Raw genomic sequence first — 13,866 nt, forward strand, 5'->3', positions numbered from 1 at the left:
ATAATATTTAAATAGTATTGTTTTCAACAAACTATTATTTAACACTATAAATTTAAAACGTTATGAAAAAGTTAATGTTGTCACTTGCCGCAATGAGCATATTGGCTTTTGCAGGCATCAATGCCGAGACAGTGAAATCTGAAGATCAGGTATTGGTTCAGGAAACCACCAAAATCGATCCTGAAAGTCTTCCGGAAAAGGTAAAAGAAGCCATCCAAAATGATGAGGCTGTAAAAGATCTCAAAATCAAAGAAGCCCATCAGGTCATGGAAGAAGCTTCAGTATTTTACCTGGTAAAATTCGAAGGCGATACTCCTGAAGGAGAAGTAGAGAAGAAGTATGATAACATGGGTAAAGAGGTGAAAGAAGAACCAGCTAAATAAGCTTAGAAACCCAATTTTTGAAACAATTAACCAACTTAAAGGCAATGGTCGCTGACCATTGCCTTTTTTGTTGGTACTTACTGAGGCATGGCTTAAAATTGACTTCATCGGATTTCTAATGAATAGAAAATAAATTAAACCATCTTTTCAAAATAAAGAAATTCAAAAAAAAAATTATTTCAGAATATGCTGTAACAAGTGATTAAATATCCTCATTTAAAAGTAAGGCATGAGAATCATCAAACAGCCTGTCACTCGAAATACTATCAAGGGAGTCCAGCTTTTGATCAGGTGCCAAAACAGGTTGCCCATTCATGGCTTGCAAATACAAAACTCCTTCAGTTTTGACTTTTCCTGGTATTAGCCGTTTGGAAAAAAACGAAGTAAATAGCCGGAGATGCCTGGCATGAACCCCATCATTTATTGATCTTGCAGACCATCTTTTTTCCAAAATCTGGTTATTTATAATTTTACCCCCAGGATTAATACATGGTATCAAAGTTTCCGTTAACTGCTGAAAGGAAAAAATCCCAACCTCTGAAAAAGAAGTAAGCTTCTGCCATAGGGCGGTGGGGATACCGTTTTCCGGAATATTTGGTAAGAGGGAATTATTGAACAAAATATCAAGTCCTCCAAATCTTTCCAGTATCAATTCTTTTATACTGCGGCAATAATCAGCACTTTGAATATCACCGATAAGGAGCTGGCAGGAACTGTTTACTTTTTCAATATTGTATTTGTTCCACTCACATCTCTCATCCAATTTCTGGGCACAAAGCAAAATACTGGCTCCCTGACCCGCCAATTCACTTGCCAATTTTCCAGAAAACAGTGATTCTCCACGCGTTATTAGAATTACGGGGGAATTGTCTGTGACATTCATATAGCAGTTCGATTGATTTACGCATCAATCAATGGCCAATATTGTACCAAAATAAAAATATTCTATAAAGTATTGATTATTAACTGCTTAAAAAAAGGTGATTTGGGATTTTTTGTGGCTAAATCCTTATGTTGATGCAAAAAGGTAACAAAAGCTACCTGAAAGGGCTTGCATCAAAAACTCAGGGTTGATTTTTGAAAATTCTATACTGATTTACAATTTCTTGATTTCCCAGACCCTGATGAACCAATAATTGATTTTTGAACCTTAAGTAGGGTGATTTATCACTCAATAATAGGGCTTCTCTGCCCGGGAAAGCCATGTTTTGCATGCTGTTTTCGGATCTCAAAATCCAACCCTGGTAGGAGGGAAGCTGCTCTGGTTCTCCCATAATTACCACTCCTGGATCATCCTGTTTTTCTGCTGTCACGTTGATCCAGGGGCCTGCTTGAATAGCCATTTCCTCAGGGATGACCGGTCCATTTTCATCGTAAAAACCCACATTTTCGGCCAATTTGATTCTGGGCGAAAAGCCTCCATAGCCCTTTGGGTCTTCAGAACCACCCAATCTTACCTCGCTGACAAGTGGCTTTAGGGTAATATCAAAAATAAGCTTATAGGCACTGGAAGAAATTCTTTGGTAGCTGATAACCACTGTTTCTTCAATAATATTTTTTTTAACTGAACCTGTCCCTTTCCATATTATTTTTGCCTCTAAGTTTGCGGCCCCATTGGGATGAGTGCTTGTTTTTACCCTTTTAACATCCCAGATGATGTTTTCACAAACCCAGGGGTCTGCAGTCCTTTGGTCTCTGACCCACAATTGGTGCCATGCCCAGAATATTCCACGGTGGTGCAAATGATCGGCAGGAAAATCCTCAGTCACCATTTCACCATTTGTATCGTAAAGTGGATGTACATAATTGGCTCTTGGATATTTTCCATCGAGAGATTTGGTCACTGTTTGGTAAAAATAACGGGGCTTCCCATCGTCAAGCAACAGCCAGCCTTCATCCTGCTCTTCAAAAGTCAGGGTTTGGGCTTCAAGGTCCATTATGGATATGACCAGTATAGAAAGTGAAAACAGCACTTTCGAAAATGAAAACCAGGAGATTTGCATGCTATGTGGCTCAGGGAGTTTAGCTAAAAATAGTAGTTTACTTTATATTAACCTAATATCTGTTTCCATAAAAAAAGCGGAAAAAGTTCTCTCTTTCCGCTTTTTGTGTTAGGTAATTCTCTTTTATTTCCTTGAAATAGCTTTCTTTACCGCTTTTACAATGTTCTCGGCATTCAATCCATATTTTTCCAGCAGGTCCACAGGTTTTCCGGATTCACCGAAGGAATCATCAACACCGACAAATTCCTGGGGAGCCGGATTGTTTCGGATCAGTGTTTGGGCAATACTATCACCCAATCCACCATTAAGCTGGTGCTCTTCAGCTGTCACTGCACAACCGGTTTTGGCAACGGAGGCGAGCACTGCTGCTGTGTCCAGAGGTTTGATGGTGTGGATGTTGATCAATTCCACGGAAATGCCTTCCTCTCTCAGCATGGCTTCAGCTACTACAGCTTCCCAGACCAGATGCCCGGTAGCAAAAAGGCTGACATCCTTTCCTTCAATCATTTTCCAGGCTTTGCCTATTTCAAATTTCTGGTCGGAAGGAGTAAAGATAGGCCAACTGGGCCTGCCAAAGCGCAGGTATACCGGACCCTCGTGGTCAGCTATGGCCATGGTAGCCGCTTTGGTCTGATTATAATCGCAAGGGTTGATTACTGTCATATTGGGCAGCATCTTCATCATGCCTACATCCTCCAGAATCTGGTGTGTGGCACCGTCTTCTCCAAGGGTAAGTCCCGCATGGGAGGCACAGATTTTCACATTTTTCTCTGAGTAGGCGATAGATTGCCGGATTTGGTCATAGACCCTACCTGTGGAAAAGTTGGCAAAGGTGCCGGTGAAAGGTATTTTTCCTCCTATGGTCATTCCTGCCGCCAGTCCCATCATGTTGGCTTCTGAAATTCCCACCTGAAAGAAACGCTCAGGGAATTCCTTTTGAAATGCGCCCATTTTTAGTGAGCCGATGAGGTCAGCGCAAAGGCCGACCACGTTTTTGTTTTTTCTACCCAATTCAAGAAATCCGTCTCCAAATCCCGAACGGGTATCTTTTTTTTCTGTGTAAGTATATTTGGTATCGAGTGTTTTTTCCATTATTCAAACCATTTAAAGATCAAAATTGATCGCATTTAATAATCCCCCAGTGTTTCTTCCAATTGGCCCAGGGCATTTTCCAATTGTTCGTCGTTTGGTGCCACTCCATGCCATTTGTGCGTGCCTACCATAAAATCCACTCCAAAACCCATGTCGGTGTGGAGCAGGTTCAGCACCGGTTTTCCTTTTCCCAGCAAGCTTTTGGCCTTTTCCAGGGACTGGACCACGTCAGTGATTTCATTGCCATTTTTTGTAACGATGACCTCCCAGCCAAAGGCTTCCCATTTTGCCTTTAAATCCCGCAGGTTCATGATTTCTTTGGTAGGGCCATCGATCTGCTGACCGTTGACGTCTATGGAGGCGATTAAATTATCCACATTGTGGTGTGGGGCGCACATGGCAGCCTCCCAAATCTGTCCTTCCTGCTGTTCTCCATCACCCATAAGGGCATAGACGGTTTGCTTGTCCCCATTCATTTTTTTAGTCAGTGCTGCTCCAATGGCAACAGAAAGCCCCTGCCCAAGTGAGCCGGAAGCCACCCGGATGCCGGGAAGCCCCTCTTCAGTAGCCGGATGGCCCTGGAGCCTGCTATTGATTTTCCTGAAAGTTGCCAATTCTTTGGTATCAAAGTAACCACTCCTTGAAAGCACGCTATACCATACCGGGGAAATGTGGCCATTGGAAAGGAAAAAAAGATCTTCTCCTATCCCATCAGGATTGAAATTTTTATTGTGCTTCATTTGGTCAAAATACAGGGCCACGAAAAATTCCGTACAGCCCAAAGAGGCTCCGGGATGGCCTGATTGACAGGCATGTACCATCCTTAAAATGTCTCTTCTTACCTGAGAGCAAATTGATTTTAATTGTTCTGTTGAATGTTTTTCCATTGATTTGGAATTATTTAATAATTTGATTGGTGTGTTCTTTGGTCTTTACCTTTGAGATTATTTCTTCGATTATTCCTTTTTCATCTATGACAAAGGTAGTCCTGGCGGTACCCATGTACTTTCTGCCATACATGTTTTTTTCTACCCAGGTACCATACTTTTCATGGACGCTTTTATCCTCATCGGCAATCAGCGTAAATGGCAATTCATGCTTTTCTATAAATTTTTTGTGGGATTTTCCGGAATCAGAACTGATGCCCAATACCACGTACCCTGCTTTTTGGAGGGCCTCATAATTATCTCTCAGGTTACAAGCCTGGGCGGTACAGCCGGGAGTATTGTCTTTGGGGTAAAAATACAATACCACCTTTTTGCCTTTAAAATCTGAAAGACTGATGGGGTTTCCATCCTGATCGATTGAATTAAAATCAGGTGCTGCCTGGCCTACTTCTAGTGACATGATTTTCTTATTTATGGATTGGTGAATAGATTTGAGGCCTTAAATATCGTAATAAATTAAATCTTTCCCCTATAAATGGACTCGTTATTTGCCTGATCCCATACTTTTAAAACTACTTCTCCCTCAAGGGTCTTACCGGAAGGTGGATCAGACCATATCACCGCCTGTTTGTGTTCGTACCTCATCTGTATCCATTCCCCGGCTACACGAAGTTCAAAATCCCGAATTCCGGACAAACCATCCCTGATGACGAACCGCAATTGATTGCGGTTGATCCGTATAGGACGAATGCCCGGAGGAACCGAATCTGTGACCAGCACAAATTTCCCGAAATTTCTGGTGGAAAAACGGATGCTATTGCCCTCCCAGTTGCCACCCTGAAAATTTTTGTATCCATTGTCATACAACAGGTACATGTGTGTTTTGGATTTATCTCCCGGAAAGTCCGGCGCATGATAGGAGACGTTCATGCTGTTCCACAAGTATTCGTAAGGATCGTTGATAGCGATGCCCTGCAATGACTTCTCCTGTATGTCACTTGATCTAAGGTACAGGTCATTCAAAAGCGTTTCCTTACCGAAAGTTATCGCCACCCGGCCATCAACATACCGGATTTCCTTGTTTGAGGGAATGACTGCATTTACCTCGGGAAAAAAAGTTTCGGTACAAACATCTACTGAGTCTGGAACACCCAAACGCATGTCCCAAAGATAGGTCCTCTTATTTGTTCCCTCATAGGCATAGGGTATTTCCATGCTGTAGCCATGGATATAAAATTTGGCCAGACTGCCATTTTCGGACTTTGGCGCATTGATGATCAGGTGGTTTTCATCATAGTCAAGGCTACTATTGCCGGAGGTATAATTGAAATTCCTCAGCAGGGTAGGGGCTTCTTCTCCGTAAAAATCAAGTACAAGGTCAGTTTCATTGCCATAGGCATCTTTCAGTTTTACCAGGATCTCTTTATTCTCTCCGGGTTTGGCACTTATGGCTCCGCTGAATGCTGAATCCGGCTCATAAAAATCAAATTGATTGTGTGGCTTTTTGTAAAGCCGGGTATAGCGGTTGCGGTAGGTATGGACCAGAATGAACCTGCCCAGGCGAAAATCCACTTCATTCACTTCCGATTTGAAGATCCGCTTTTCCTGATCATAAATTTCGTAAATGGGGAATCCATTTTGGTTGTACATCTCATCCAACTGGTCATAGGCCAGAATTTCTATGCCTACTTTTCCGCTGATGTTGATGGTAGGAGGTACCCTGAAAGCCCCGCTGCTATAAACCAGGTAAAACTCCTGGCGGCGAAACATACCATTTACCCTGCTATCCTGATCCAAGGGAGTGATGGCTACCCTTCTGACTATAGGAGAGGTAGTATCCTTTATTTCAGAAAACCCAGCATGCAAAGGGTCTATGGCTCTGTTTAAGGAATCCCTGATTTCAAAATGCAAATGTGGCCCTCCGGAGCTGCCGGTGTTGCCGGATAAAGCGATGACATCTCCCTTTTTGACAGTAACTTCACCTGGTTCCGGGAAATATTCCAGTTCATTTTGCTCAGCTTCATAAATTTTGGATTTCATGTAGCTGGCAATGGGTTCTTCGAATTCCCGGAGGTGTGCATAGACGGTGGAACTCCCATTGGGATGCTTGAGGTAAAGGACATTTCCATAGCCGAAGGAGGATATTTTAATGCGGGACAGGTATCCATCTGCAGCAGCATAGACGGGGAGGCCCTGTCTTCCTTCGGTTTTGATGTCCAGTCCGGTATGGAAGTGGTTGGGTCTTATTTCTGCCATATTACCTGCCAAAAAGTTTTGTTTTCCGGGTTTAATGGGAAAGAGGTAATAATCCTTCGCTGTCTGTGAAAGTAGCATTGGGATAAGCAGGAAAGCGAAAAGGAGATAAAGGGATTTATTTGACTTCAAAATCCAATAATTTTTCGTCTTCCAGATAGGCTTCCAGACGGTCTCCAATATTTATTTTCCCAACTCCCGCAGGAGTGCCTGTGAAAATCAGGTCACCGGTTTTGAGGGTAAAAAACTGTGACACATAAGCGATGATCACATCAAAAGGGAAAAGCAAGAGGGAGGTATTTCCGGTTTGCCTGCGTTCACCGTTGATATCCAGGTGAAAATTGATGTTGTTCATTGCCGGGTATTTGGATACAGGCCGGAATTCTCCCAGAGGTGCCGATCCATTGAAAGCCTTGGCGATTTCCCATGGCAAGCCTTTGGTTTTACATTTTTGCTGCAGGTCCCTGGCGGTGAAATCTATGCCAATACCTACCTCTTCAAAATATTTATGGGCAAACTCTTGCTGAATGTATTTGCCTTCTCTGCTGATTTTGAGGACCAGCTCTACTTCATGGTGGATATTATCGGAGAATTCCGGATGGTAGAATGGCTCGTTGTTTTTCAGCAGGGCGGTATCCGGTTTCATAAATACTACCGGTTCATCAGGTCTTTCATTTTTCAATTCCTGGATGTGTGCTGCATAATTTCGGCCAATGGCAATAATTTTCATCTCAATGCTGTTAAAAGAAAGTGCAAAGAAAGGGATAATCAAATGATTTCAAAACCTACTTTATCTGATCGGTCTATCTGGTTACACCGGGAAGAGGTAGGTAGGCTGCTGGCTTAAAATGAATTAGGGAATAGGATCCAAAAAAATGCAGATTTTTAGAGAATTCGTTTTGTTAAATTGGGGATTAATGGTTTATATTTGCATCAGTGTTAGGCGGAAGTGCCAATTTTGGTGTTTGATTCCACGTTAACCAGAGAGTTGGGTGAGTGGCTTAAACCAGCAGTTTGCTAAACTGTCGTACGTCTAATAGCGTACCGGGGGTTCGAATCCCCCACTCTCTACGGATTAAAACCTTAACTTATTGATTTTCAATTAGTTAAGGTTTTTATTTTTGAATGGGGGGCTAAATGGGGGGACATTTAGCATAGGTTTTAACCAGGAGATATCCATATTGATATTTAATTTATATTTGTTTCATAATAAACCGTCTTCCGAATATACATGTTTGTGTTTTTTAAAAGGTAAAAGTCTTTTTTCTCCCAATATCTTTTAATACCCAATCCTTTGGCTTTTTCTTCGTTATAATAACAATTCAGTTTCTTGATTGATGACCCAAATAAATATGCAAGAAAAGGGTAGGAGGGGGTCATTATAAAAGATTGATTACTAATTATTTGAAACAATATTTTCAACTAAAATACTTTTATTTCATTCGAAATTTGATTAAATTAAGGTGTCATTTTTAATCGTTGAAATCATGAGATTCGTCATAAAACTTGTCCTCGTTTCTTTTATTGGTACTGTTGCCATGTTCGGCGCCCTGGGAAGCGACAACGAATGGCCGGGTCTGATTGTTGCCATTACCGTTTGGGTTTGGTTTATCTATTCCCTTTCTAAACCGAAAACATATTCTTCGGATAGAAAGATCAGGGAGCTGGAGCGCCGAAATGAGGAACTCATGAGGAAACTGGAACAAAGAGGTCGCTGATTAAAGGGAACGTTTAGTTTATTAATTTTTCACTTTCACAAAACCCAATTAGGCGAAAGTTTCCACAAAATCATCCAAGGTCCAGTTTCAAACCCTCCATTTCCAATTCTTTGATATGCATACCGGCCAGAATCAAGTCATCTCCTTCAATGGCTTGCAGGATTTTTTTTATCAGCTCAATAAGCTTTTTACCTTTTTCCAATCTTTCGAAAGGAAAGGGATCCAGGTTTTGATCTATTAACTGGTTGATTTTCTTGTCTATCTGCATTTGCCTGTTTTTCAATTGCATTACAATCAAGGAGATATCCGTCATTGTTTATTATATTAACATTTAGTAGTTAATAATTTAAACAAAATCTCATAACCATATCAATTAAAAAAAGAAATTATTCATCCACAAAAAACAGTCCTTTATCCTTTTTTAAATTTCTATGTTTTCAATTTTTAATAATTTCACCATTTAAATAATAAATGTTTGGTCCCCTAGTTTTTGGAACAACTCTTTGTTTGACCTCATTTTTATGATTTACTCCCCCAATCCAAAACTCAACCCTAAATTTTTTTCCCTTCAAAACCGTCCAATCCCGACTGTTATGAGGGTTTATGAAAAGTTGGGGTACTACCCCAGCTACCTACCCCTGCTCACTTGTGACCATATTCGAACCACAAACCAAACAACAATCGGATATGAACGACATGATCTTTTCCCCCATTGACAAAAGGCAGCTTATCCATGAGATTGCCGAAGAAGTGGCATCCAGAATAATCCCCCAATTACAACCACCAGCCCAGGAAGACGAACTGATACAGATTCCCGAAGCCATGAGGCTACTGGGACGTTCCCGCACCACCATCAACAACTGGCGCAGGGAAGGTTTTCTGAAAGAACAGGTGATCAACACCCGGGTATATTTCAAAAAGTCGGATATACTCAATGCCGGCCACCAGAAAAACGGCCGGAAAAAATAAAAGCGGATCATGCCCGATCCGCCTTCTATAATTTCATGTAGGAAATGGTATCCTTCTTTGAATGAGTCAAATATACCATTTCTGTATGGATTTACCAACCCAAACCTACAGAAAAATGGACGAGGAAAACCCTATCAGGAAGATAGATGAGAAATCTTCCAGCCCCACCATCCGGATGATCAAATTCCTGATGTCAAAATATGACTTTAAGAACAACCTGGTTCTCAATGAAGTCTTTGCAAGAGAAAAAGAAGGAAACAGCTACAGCCCGGTCAATCCCAATACCCTTTACATAGAATGCCGACAGGCCGGATACCGCACCTCAGTAGGTGAAATCAACACCTTCCTGTGTTCGGACTTTATTCCCAAAATCAACCCTTTTGTCGAATATTTTAATTATGTCCAGGGCAATTGGAATGAGACCTTACATGGGGATTATATCCAGCAGTTTACTTCCTACCTCCAGGTTCAGGGCCAGGAACGCTTCGAGGTACAGTTCAAAAAATGGCTGGTACGCTGTGTGGCATGTTGCCTTAGGGATGACTTCTTCAATAAGCAGGCCCTGATCTTTGTGCAGGAGCAACAGAACAGCGGCAAGACTACCCTCACCCGCTTCCTGATCCCGGATCACTTGATGGCCTACCATGCGGAAAATATTTCCGTGGACAAGGACAGCCTGATTGCCTTAAGTCAAAATTTCGGGGTGATCCAGGATGAACTTTCCACGCTTTCCAGAACTGAAATCAACGCGCAGAAAACCCTGATGAGCAAATCACATGTCAAGGTCAGGCACCCCTATGACAAAAAGCCCAAAATGGAACCCAGAAGGGCATCCATATGGGGATCCACCAACAAGGCAGAGTTCCTGACCGATGTGACAGGCAGTGTACGCTGGCTCTGCTTTACGGTAAGAGAGATCAACTGGGACTATAAAAAGGACATCGATATCGACAAGGTATGGGCGCAGGCTTATCAGCTCTACCTGTCAGATTTCAAATACGAGATGACAGCAAAGGAAATCTTTGAGAATGAAATCATGAACAACGAATACAAAACCATTTCCCCTGAAGTGGAGCTGATTCAGAAGTTCTATTCCCCGGGTACCAAGGAGGACCATGACAAATTCATGACCGCCACGGAAATCTGCCATCAATTGACCTTGAACCTATCCGGAAATCTAAGGATCAGTCCGGTAGAAATCGGAAAGGCACTCAAACTGTTGGGTCATATTCAGACCCAGATCCGAAGAAGCGACAACCAAACCTTCCCGGAAAAGGGATATTACATTAAGCACAATCAACCTACTACTTACTACAAATAGCATTTAAACATTTGATAATCAATCAAATATAGTGTAGTAAGATAAAATAAATCAAGTTACTACACCCTACTACAAAAGGGATTTTGTAGTAAGATGCTTTTTGGTTTGTAATGGCCATAAATATCTGAATATCAATTAATAAATAGTGAAATGTAGTAAGGTAGTAGGTGTAGTAGGTGGTCTTTTAAAATATTTAAAAATTTTACCATGAATGCCAAAGAAGCCAACAAAATATCCATAGTGACCTATTTGGATCAAATTGGAATCAGACCAAGCAAAGTAAAAGCAGGTTACTGTTTTTACCTTTCTCCCTACCGGGAGGAAAAGACCCCTTCTTTTAAAGTTCACCCTGTCAAAAACCTCTGGGTGGATTTCGGAGATGGCAATGCAGGTGGTACCCTGATTGACCTGGTACTGAAAATGAACCCGGGCTATACCATTTCGGATGCCATCCAGGAAATTGCCACGATAAGCGGATCCTCTTTTTTTCTTCACCCGCCAATTCTTTCCAGGGTGAAGCCTTCTGAAAAGGAAGCACCTGGAATTACCATCATCAAAACCAAATCACTTGGAAACAACGGGGCGATTACGGACTACCTTAACTACAGGCGCATATCATTGGAGACTGCGAGTGAGTTCTGCCGAGAGGTATATTACAAAATCGGAGACAAAAGGTATTTCGGGCTGGGCAACCCAAATGAAAATGGCTGGTCCATCCGGAATAAGTACTGGAAGGGCTGCACTGCCCAGGGGGTTTCCCATTACCGGAACAATGCTGCCGAGCTCTGCTTGTTTGAAGGAATATTCGACCTGATGAGCTATGTGGAAATGAGAAAGGCTGACCGGTACCGATTGGATTTTTTGGTACTTAACTCCCTGGCCAATTTAAAAAAGGCCCTGCATGAAATCCAAAAATACAGGCAGGTAAACCTATTCCTGGATAGGGACAAGGCAGGAAGAGCAGCAACGGAGGAATTAAAGCATTCCCTTACCGAATCCATTGATGAGTCAAAAGTTTTTCATCCGTATAAAGATTTGAATGAGTATTGGATGAACAAAGAAAACCTGGGGGTAAAAAGGTAAAGGTCAACTTAGGCCATCCGGAAAAAAAATAGTTTCTGAGTAGACGCTATCTTTTTTCCGAGGACCATTCCTTTATTGGTATTGGAATGGGCAATGCCAAAACCCTGCCTCATAAAAAATATATTTGATTATTTATATATTTAGTTAAAAATACAAATAGCTAAACCAAGGTTTAATAAAATATAACCCGTATGAGTTTAATTGGGAAAGTATTATTGGTTTCAATTATAAGCACCATTGCCGTTTACGGGTCTTTGGGCGCTTCTAATCCCTGGCCAGGCTTTATTGTTGCGTGGTCAGCCTGGGGATTGTTTATGTGGTCAATTATGCGGAAAGGCGAGAGCCGGAAACAACGCCGGATTGAAAGAGAAAAAGAAAGATTGATAGCTGATATCCTTAAAAAGATTGACCAACAATAAGAGGCCCATCTAAGCAAATGCATCCCGAATATAAATGCGAAAGAAGCCGTTGAACTCCAAACGAAAAATCCTCGGAAATAGTAGGGGATTTTGAGGGGTGAACGAATTCTTTCCGGAGAATAAAAGACAGGTGAAGGCAGCTCATTATTTTAAAATGGAGCAATATTTAGGGTCTGCTGAAAAACTCAAAAGACACCAGTTCTTATAACCAGCCCAGAAAGCTCTCTGGGCTGGTTTTGTGTTTTTAGGTTTTCCAGAATCTTGATTATGGTGTTTTTGATGGAGTATTTCAACTCCCTCCATGCTGAAAAACTCAGGCATGGGAGTGCCATCCCGGCCAATTTGACCAGGTTGAGCACTAGGATGATGGAGGCGATCCACGATTGGCTGGTGTTTTTGAGCCTTGCCCTGATCCGGTTCATACCGTATCCGTTTTTAGCCTGACCAAACTTGCCCTCTATTGGATTCCTTTCCCCAGGTCTTACGTGGTTTTCCACTGCCTTAGCCGAAGGCCTTCCCAAGGGCTTGGCCGCCAGTTTGATATTCTTTTCCTTCAGCCATTTCCGGTTTTCTCTGCTGCAATACAGTTTGTCCGCCAGAACCTTTGCGGGATAAAACCCAAACCGGCTCCGGTACTCTTCTACATAATCCTTGAGATGGCTACCTTCATTGAAGGCATCCCAGGACAGTGTGTCCAGAAACGCAAAACCGTCTACCATACTCATATGTATCTTGGCACCGAACTCGGTCTTTGCTCTTGCTTTCCCACGTACTATTGGCCTGACATGGGGTTCGTGGATGCTTACGATGCGGTCGTCCACCTGATGGCTGCGGCTCACCCACATCTTGAGCTGCTGTTCATATACAGTCTGAATGATCCAGTATTTGCGCTGTAACTTATGGTTCAGGGGGAAAACCTCAAAACCGTCCAGCATTTTTTCAATCGTCCCGAAGTTTCTTCTCAGGTATTGAAGTTGGGATCTGATGCCTTTGCGGATTACTTTTTTTGAGGGGTTTTTGTTCTGTGCCACCTTCAGATAGTTTTTTCGCGCTATTTCCCGGTAGGTCCGGGGCTTCTTTCCTGAGCGGTCTGCCGCGTGAAGCTCATCGATGATTTCCTCTGTGATCTCCCGGGATTTGTTGAGCAGTCCCAGATCAGTGGGATAGGCGATGTCCTGTGGACAGACACTAGCGTCGTAGATTACCTCCCCTTTGTTTCCATCTGTTCCCGGGGGGGGGCTCATCATCGTCTTTACGGCTTTTGTCCTTTTTTACAGCCGTTCTTTCCAGTGAAAATCCATGGATTCTTTGGTTCATCTCCGCAATCAGCTTCTGACCCAGCCGCTTTCTGATATCCACGAAAAGCGAAGCATCGAAAGGAGGTTGTTTGTTATAGGAACTGTACCCGAGAAAGTACTGAAGGTACATGTTTTCAGTAATCTGGGCGACGGTTTCCCGATCATCCAGATTGAGCATATGTTTGATGATCACTGCCCCGATCAGGACTCTGGGGTTCAGAGAGGGTCTTCCGGTTGCTTTCGGGGGGTTACGTTTATTAAAGAGGTTGACCAGGTCGTCCCAGGGTATCTGGTTACTGAGCACCACCCAGCGGTTGGATGGGTCAAGTTGATTGTAAAAAGGGGTTTCAAATCCTAAAAAGGATAGCTGGTTTGGGCTGGTATATTCGCTGCGTGGTGCACGCCTTTTGGTGGTCTTTCGCATAGTTCCTTGCACTTGT

At 42.5% G+C, this 13,866-nt stretch carries 16 protein-coding genes and 1 tRNA gene; 7 read left to right on the forward strand and 10 right to left on the reverse strand.

Going from position 1 to position 13,866, the window contains the following annotated elements; all coding sequences use genetic code 11:
* Positions 1-62: 62 nt before the first annotated feature.
* The gene (locus tag HUJ21_RS24610; protein WP_291373695.1) at positions 63-383 is read left to right on the forward strand and encodes a hypothetical protein; all 321 of its coding nucleotides are present in this window, start codon (positions 63-65) and stop codon (positions 381-383) included.
* A gap of 202 nt (positions 384-585) precedes the next feature.
* On the opposite strand, the gene HUJ21_RS24615 is transcribed toward HUJ21_RS24610, so the two are convergent.
* From HUJ21_RS24615 to HUJ21_RS24645, 7 genes are all read right to left on the reverse strand, one after another.
* Positions 586-1,266, reverse strand: coding sequence for an SDR family NAD(P)-dependent oxidoreductase (locus tag HUJ21_RS24615; RefSeq protein ID WP_291373697.1), 681 nt, complete (start codon positions 1,264-1,266; stop codon positions 586-588).
* Between the two features lie 181 nt (positions 1,267-1,447).
* Complete coding sequence (locus tag HUJ21_RS24620; protein ID WP_291373698.1) at positions 1,448-2,386, reverse strand: DUF6807 family protein; 939 nt, start codon at positions 2,384-2,386, stop codon at positions 1,448-1,450.
* A 123-nt stretch (positions 2,387-2,509) separates the two neighbouring features.
* On the reverse strand, positions 2,510-3,478 hold the full coding sequence (locus HUJ21_RS24625; RefSeq protein WP_291373699.1) for a transketolase C-terminal domain-containing protein: 969 nt from the start codon (positions 3,476-3,478) through the stop codon (positions 2,510-2,512).
* Positions 3,479-3,513: 35 nt separating this feature from the next.
* Positions 3,514-4,365, reverse strand: a complete 852-nt coding sequence (locus HUJ21_RS24630; RefSeq protein ID WP_291373701.1) for a transketolase — start codon at positions 4,363-4,365, stop codon at positions 3,514-3,516.
* Positions 4,366-4,375: 10 nt separating this feature from the next.
* A complete protein-coding gene (bcp, locus tag HUJ21_RS24635; RefSeq protein WP_291373703.1) occupies positions 4,376-4,825 on the reverse strand; it encodes a thioredoxin-dependent thiol peroxidase in 450 nt (149 codons plus the stop codon).
* Between the two features lie 56 nt (positions 4,826-4,881).
* Complete coding sequence (locus HUJ21_RS24640; protein WP_291373705.1) at positions 4,882-6,699, reverse strand: M23 family metallopeptidase; 1,818 nt, start codon at positions 6,697-6,699, stop codon at positions 4,882-4,884.
* 37 nt (positions 6,700-6,736) lie between these two features.
* The gene (locus HUJ21_RS24645; RefSeq protein ID WP_291373707.1) at positions 6,737-7,348 is read right to left on the reverse strand and encodes a fumarylacetoacetate hydrolase family protein; all 612 of its coding nucleotides are present in this window, start codon (positions 7,346-7,348) and stop codon (positions 6,737-6,739) included.
* Between the two features lie 252 nt (positions 7,349-7,600).
* Between HUJ21_RS24645 and HUJ21_RS24650 the strand changes: the two genes are divergently transcribed.
* Positions 7,601-7,689: transfer RNA gene (locus tag HUJ21_RS24650), tRNA-Ser, on the forward strand.
* Positions 7,690-8,105: 416 nt separating this feature from the next.
* Positions 8,106-8,336: a hypothetical protein gene (locus tag HUJ21_RS24655; protein ID WP_291373709.1), complete on the forward strand. Its 231-nt coding sequence runs from the start codon at positions 8,106-8,108 to the stop codon at positions 8,334-8,336.
* A 70-nt stretch (positions 8,337-8,406) separates the two neighbouring features.
* Here HUJ21_RS24655 and HUJ21_RS24660 read toward each other — a convergent pair whose 3' ends face one another.
* On the reverse strand, positions 8,407-8,649 hold the full coding sequence (locus HUJ21_RS24660; RefSeq protein ID WP_291373711.1) for a hypothetical protein: 243 nt from the start codon (positions 8,647-8,649) through the stop codon (positions 8,407-8,409).
* Positions 8,650-8,939: 290 nt separating this feature from the next.
* On the opposite strand from HUJ21_RS24660, the gene HUJ21_RS24665 reads away from it, so the two are divergent.
* The 4 genes from HUJ21_RS24665 to HUJ21_RS24680 all read left to right on the forward strand — a co-directional run bounded on the left by HUJ21_RS24665 (position 8,940) and on the right by HUJ21_RS24680 (position 12,128).
* Positions 8,940-9,305, forward strand: coding sequence for a helix-turn-helix domain-containing protein (locus HUJ21_RS24665; RefSeq protein WP_291373713.1), 366 nt, complete (start codon positions 8,940-8,942; stop codon positions 9,303-9,305).
* Positions 9,306-9,390: 85 nt separating this feature from the next.
* Positions 9,391-10,626, forward strand: coding sequence for a VapE domain-containing protein (locus tag HUJ21_RS24670; RefSeq protein ID WP_291373715.1), 1,236 nt, complete (start codon positions 9,391-9,393; stop codon positions 10,624-10,626).
* A gap of 207 nt (positions 10,627-10,833) precedes the next feature.
* On the forward strand, positions 10,834-11,709 hold the full coding sequence (locus HUJ21_RS24675; RefSeq protein ID WP_291373717.1) for a toprim domain-containing protein: 876 nt from the start codon (positions 10,834-10,836) through the stop codon (positions 11,707-11,709).
* 191 nt (positions 11,710-11,900) lie between these two features.
* Positions 11,901-12,128, forward strand: coding sequence for a hypothetical protein (locus HUJ21_RS24680; RefSeq protein WP_291373719.1), 228 nt, complete (start codon positions 11,901-11,903; stop codon positions 12,126-12,128).
* Between the two features lie 185 nt (positions 12,129-12,313).
* Here the strand turns inward: HUJ21_RS24680 and HUJ21_RS24685 are convergent, their stop codons facing one another.
* Together HUJ21_RS24685 and HUJ21_RS24690 are read right to left on the reverse strand one after the other, a co-directional pair.
* On the reverse strand, positions 12,314-13,375 hold the full coding sequence (locus tag HUJ21_RS24685; protein ID WP_291373721.1) for a transposase: 1,062 nt from the start codon (positions 13,373-13,375) through the stop codon (positions 12,314-12,316).
* Positions 13,317-13,850 (reverse strand): transposase, encoded by a 534-nt coding sequence (locus tag HUJ21_RS24690; protein WP_291373722.1) that lies wholly within the window; start codon positions 13,848-13,850, stop codon positions 13,317-13,319. The genes HUJ21_RS24685 and HUJ21_RS24690 overlap by 59 nt, the downstream gene beginning before the upstream one ends.
* Positions 13,851-13,866 lie beyond the last annotated feature (16 nt).

This window comes from Cyclobacterium sp. (genome assembly GCF_014762705.1).
In the GTDB taxonomy this organism is placed as follows: domain Bacteria; phylum Bacteroidota; class Bacteroidia; order Cytophagales; family Cyclobacteriaceae; genus Cyclobacterium.

Coding starts and splice junctions, on each gene's coding strand:
- HUJ21_RS24615 (WP_291373697.1), bottom strand. CDS start 1,266: ATGAATGTCACAGACAATTCCCCCGTAATTCTAATAACGCGTGGAGAA.
- HUJ21_RS24640 (WP_291373705.1), bottom strand. CDS start 6,699: ATGCTACTTTCACAGACAGCGAAGGATTATTACCTCTTTCCCATTAAA.
- HUJ21_RS24665 (WP_291373713.1), top strand. CDS start 8,940: ATGAAAAGTTGGGGTACTACCCCAGCTACCTACCCCTGCTCACTTGTG.
- HUJ21_RS24690 (WP_291373722.1), bottom strand. CDS start 13,850: ATGCGAAAGACCACCAAAAGGCGTGCACCACGCAGCGAATATACCAGC.
- HUJ21_RS24675 (WP_291373717.1), top strand. CDS start 10,834: ATGAATGCCAAAGAAGCCAACAAAATATCCATAGTGACCTATTTGGAT.
- HUJ21_RS24685 (WP_291373721.1), bottom strand. CDS start 13,375: ATGATGAGCCCCCCCCCGGGAACAGATGGAAACAAAGGGGAGGTAATC.
- HUJ21_RS24630 (WP_291373701.1), bottom strand. CDS start 4,365: ATGGAAAAACATTCAACAGAACAATTAAAATCAATTTGCTCTCAGGTA.
- HUJ21_RS24645 (WP_291373707.1), bottom strand. CDS start 7,348: ATGAAAATTATTGCCATTGGCCGAAATTATGCAGCACACATCCAGGAA.
- HUJ21_RS24670 (WP_291373715.1), top strand. CDS start 9,391: ATGGATTTACCAACCCAAACCTACAGAAAAATGGACGAGGAAAACCCT.
- HUJ21_RS24655 (WP_291373709.1), top strand. CDS start 8,106: ATGAGATTCGTCATAAAACTTGTCCTCGTTTCTTTTATTGGTACTGTT.
- HUJ21_RS24620 (WP_291373698.1), bottom strand. CDS start 2,386: ATGCAAATCTCCTGGTTTTCATTTTCGAAAGTGCTGTTTTCACTTTCT.
- HUJ21_RS24680 (WP_291373719.1), top strand. CDS start 11,901: ATGAGTTTAATTGGGAAAGTATTATTGGTTTCAATTATAAGCACCATT.
- bcp (WP_291373703.1), bottom strand. CDS start 4,825: ATGTCACTAGAAGTAGGCCAGGCAGCACCTGATTTTAATTCAATCGAT.
- HUJ21_RS24660 (WP_291373711.1), bottom strand. CDS start 8,649: ATGACGGATATCTCCTTGATTGTAATGCAATTGAAAAACAGGCAAATG.
- HUJ21_RS24625 (WP_291373699.1), bottom strand. CDS start 3,478: ATGGAAAAAACACTCGATACCAAATATACTTACACAGAAAAAAAAGAT.
- HUJ21_RS24610 (WP_291373695.1), top strand. CDS start 63: ATGAAAAAGTTAATGTTGTCACTTGCCGCAATGAGCATATTGGCTTTT.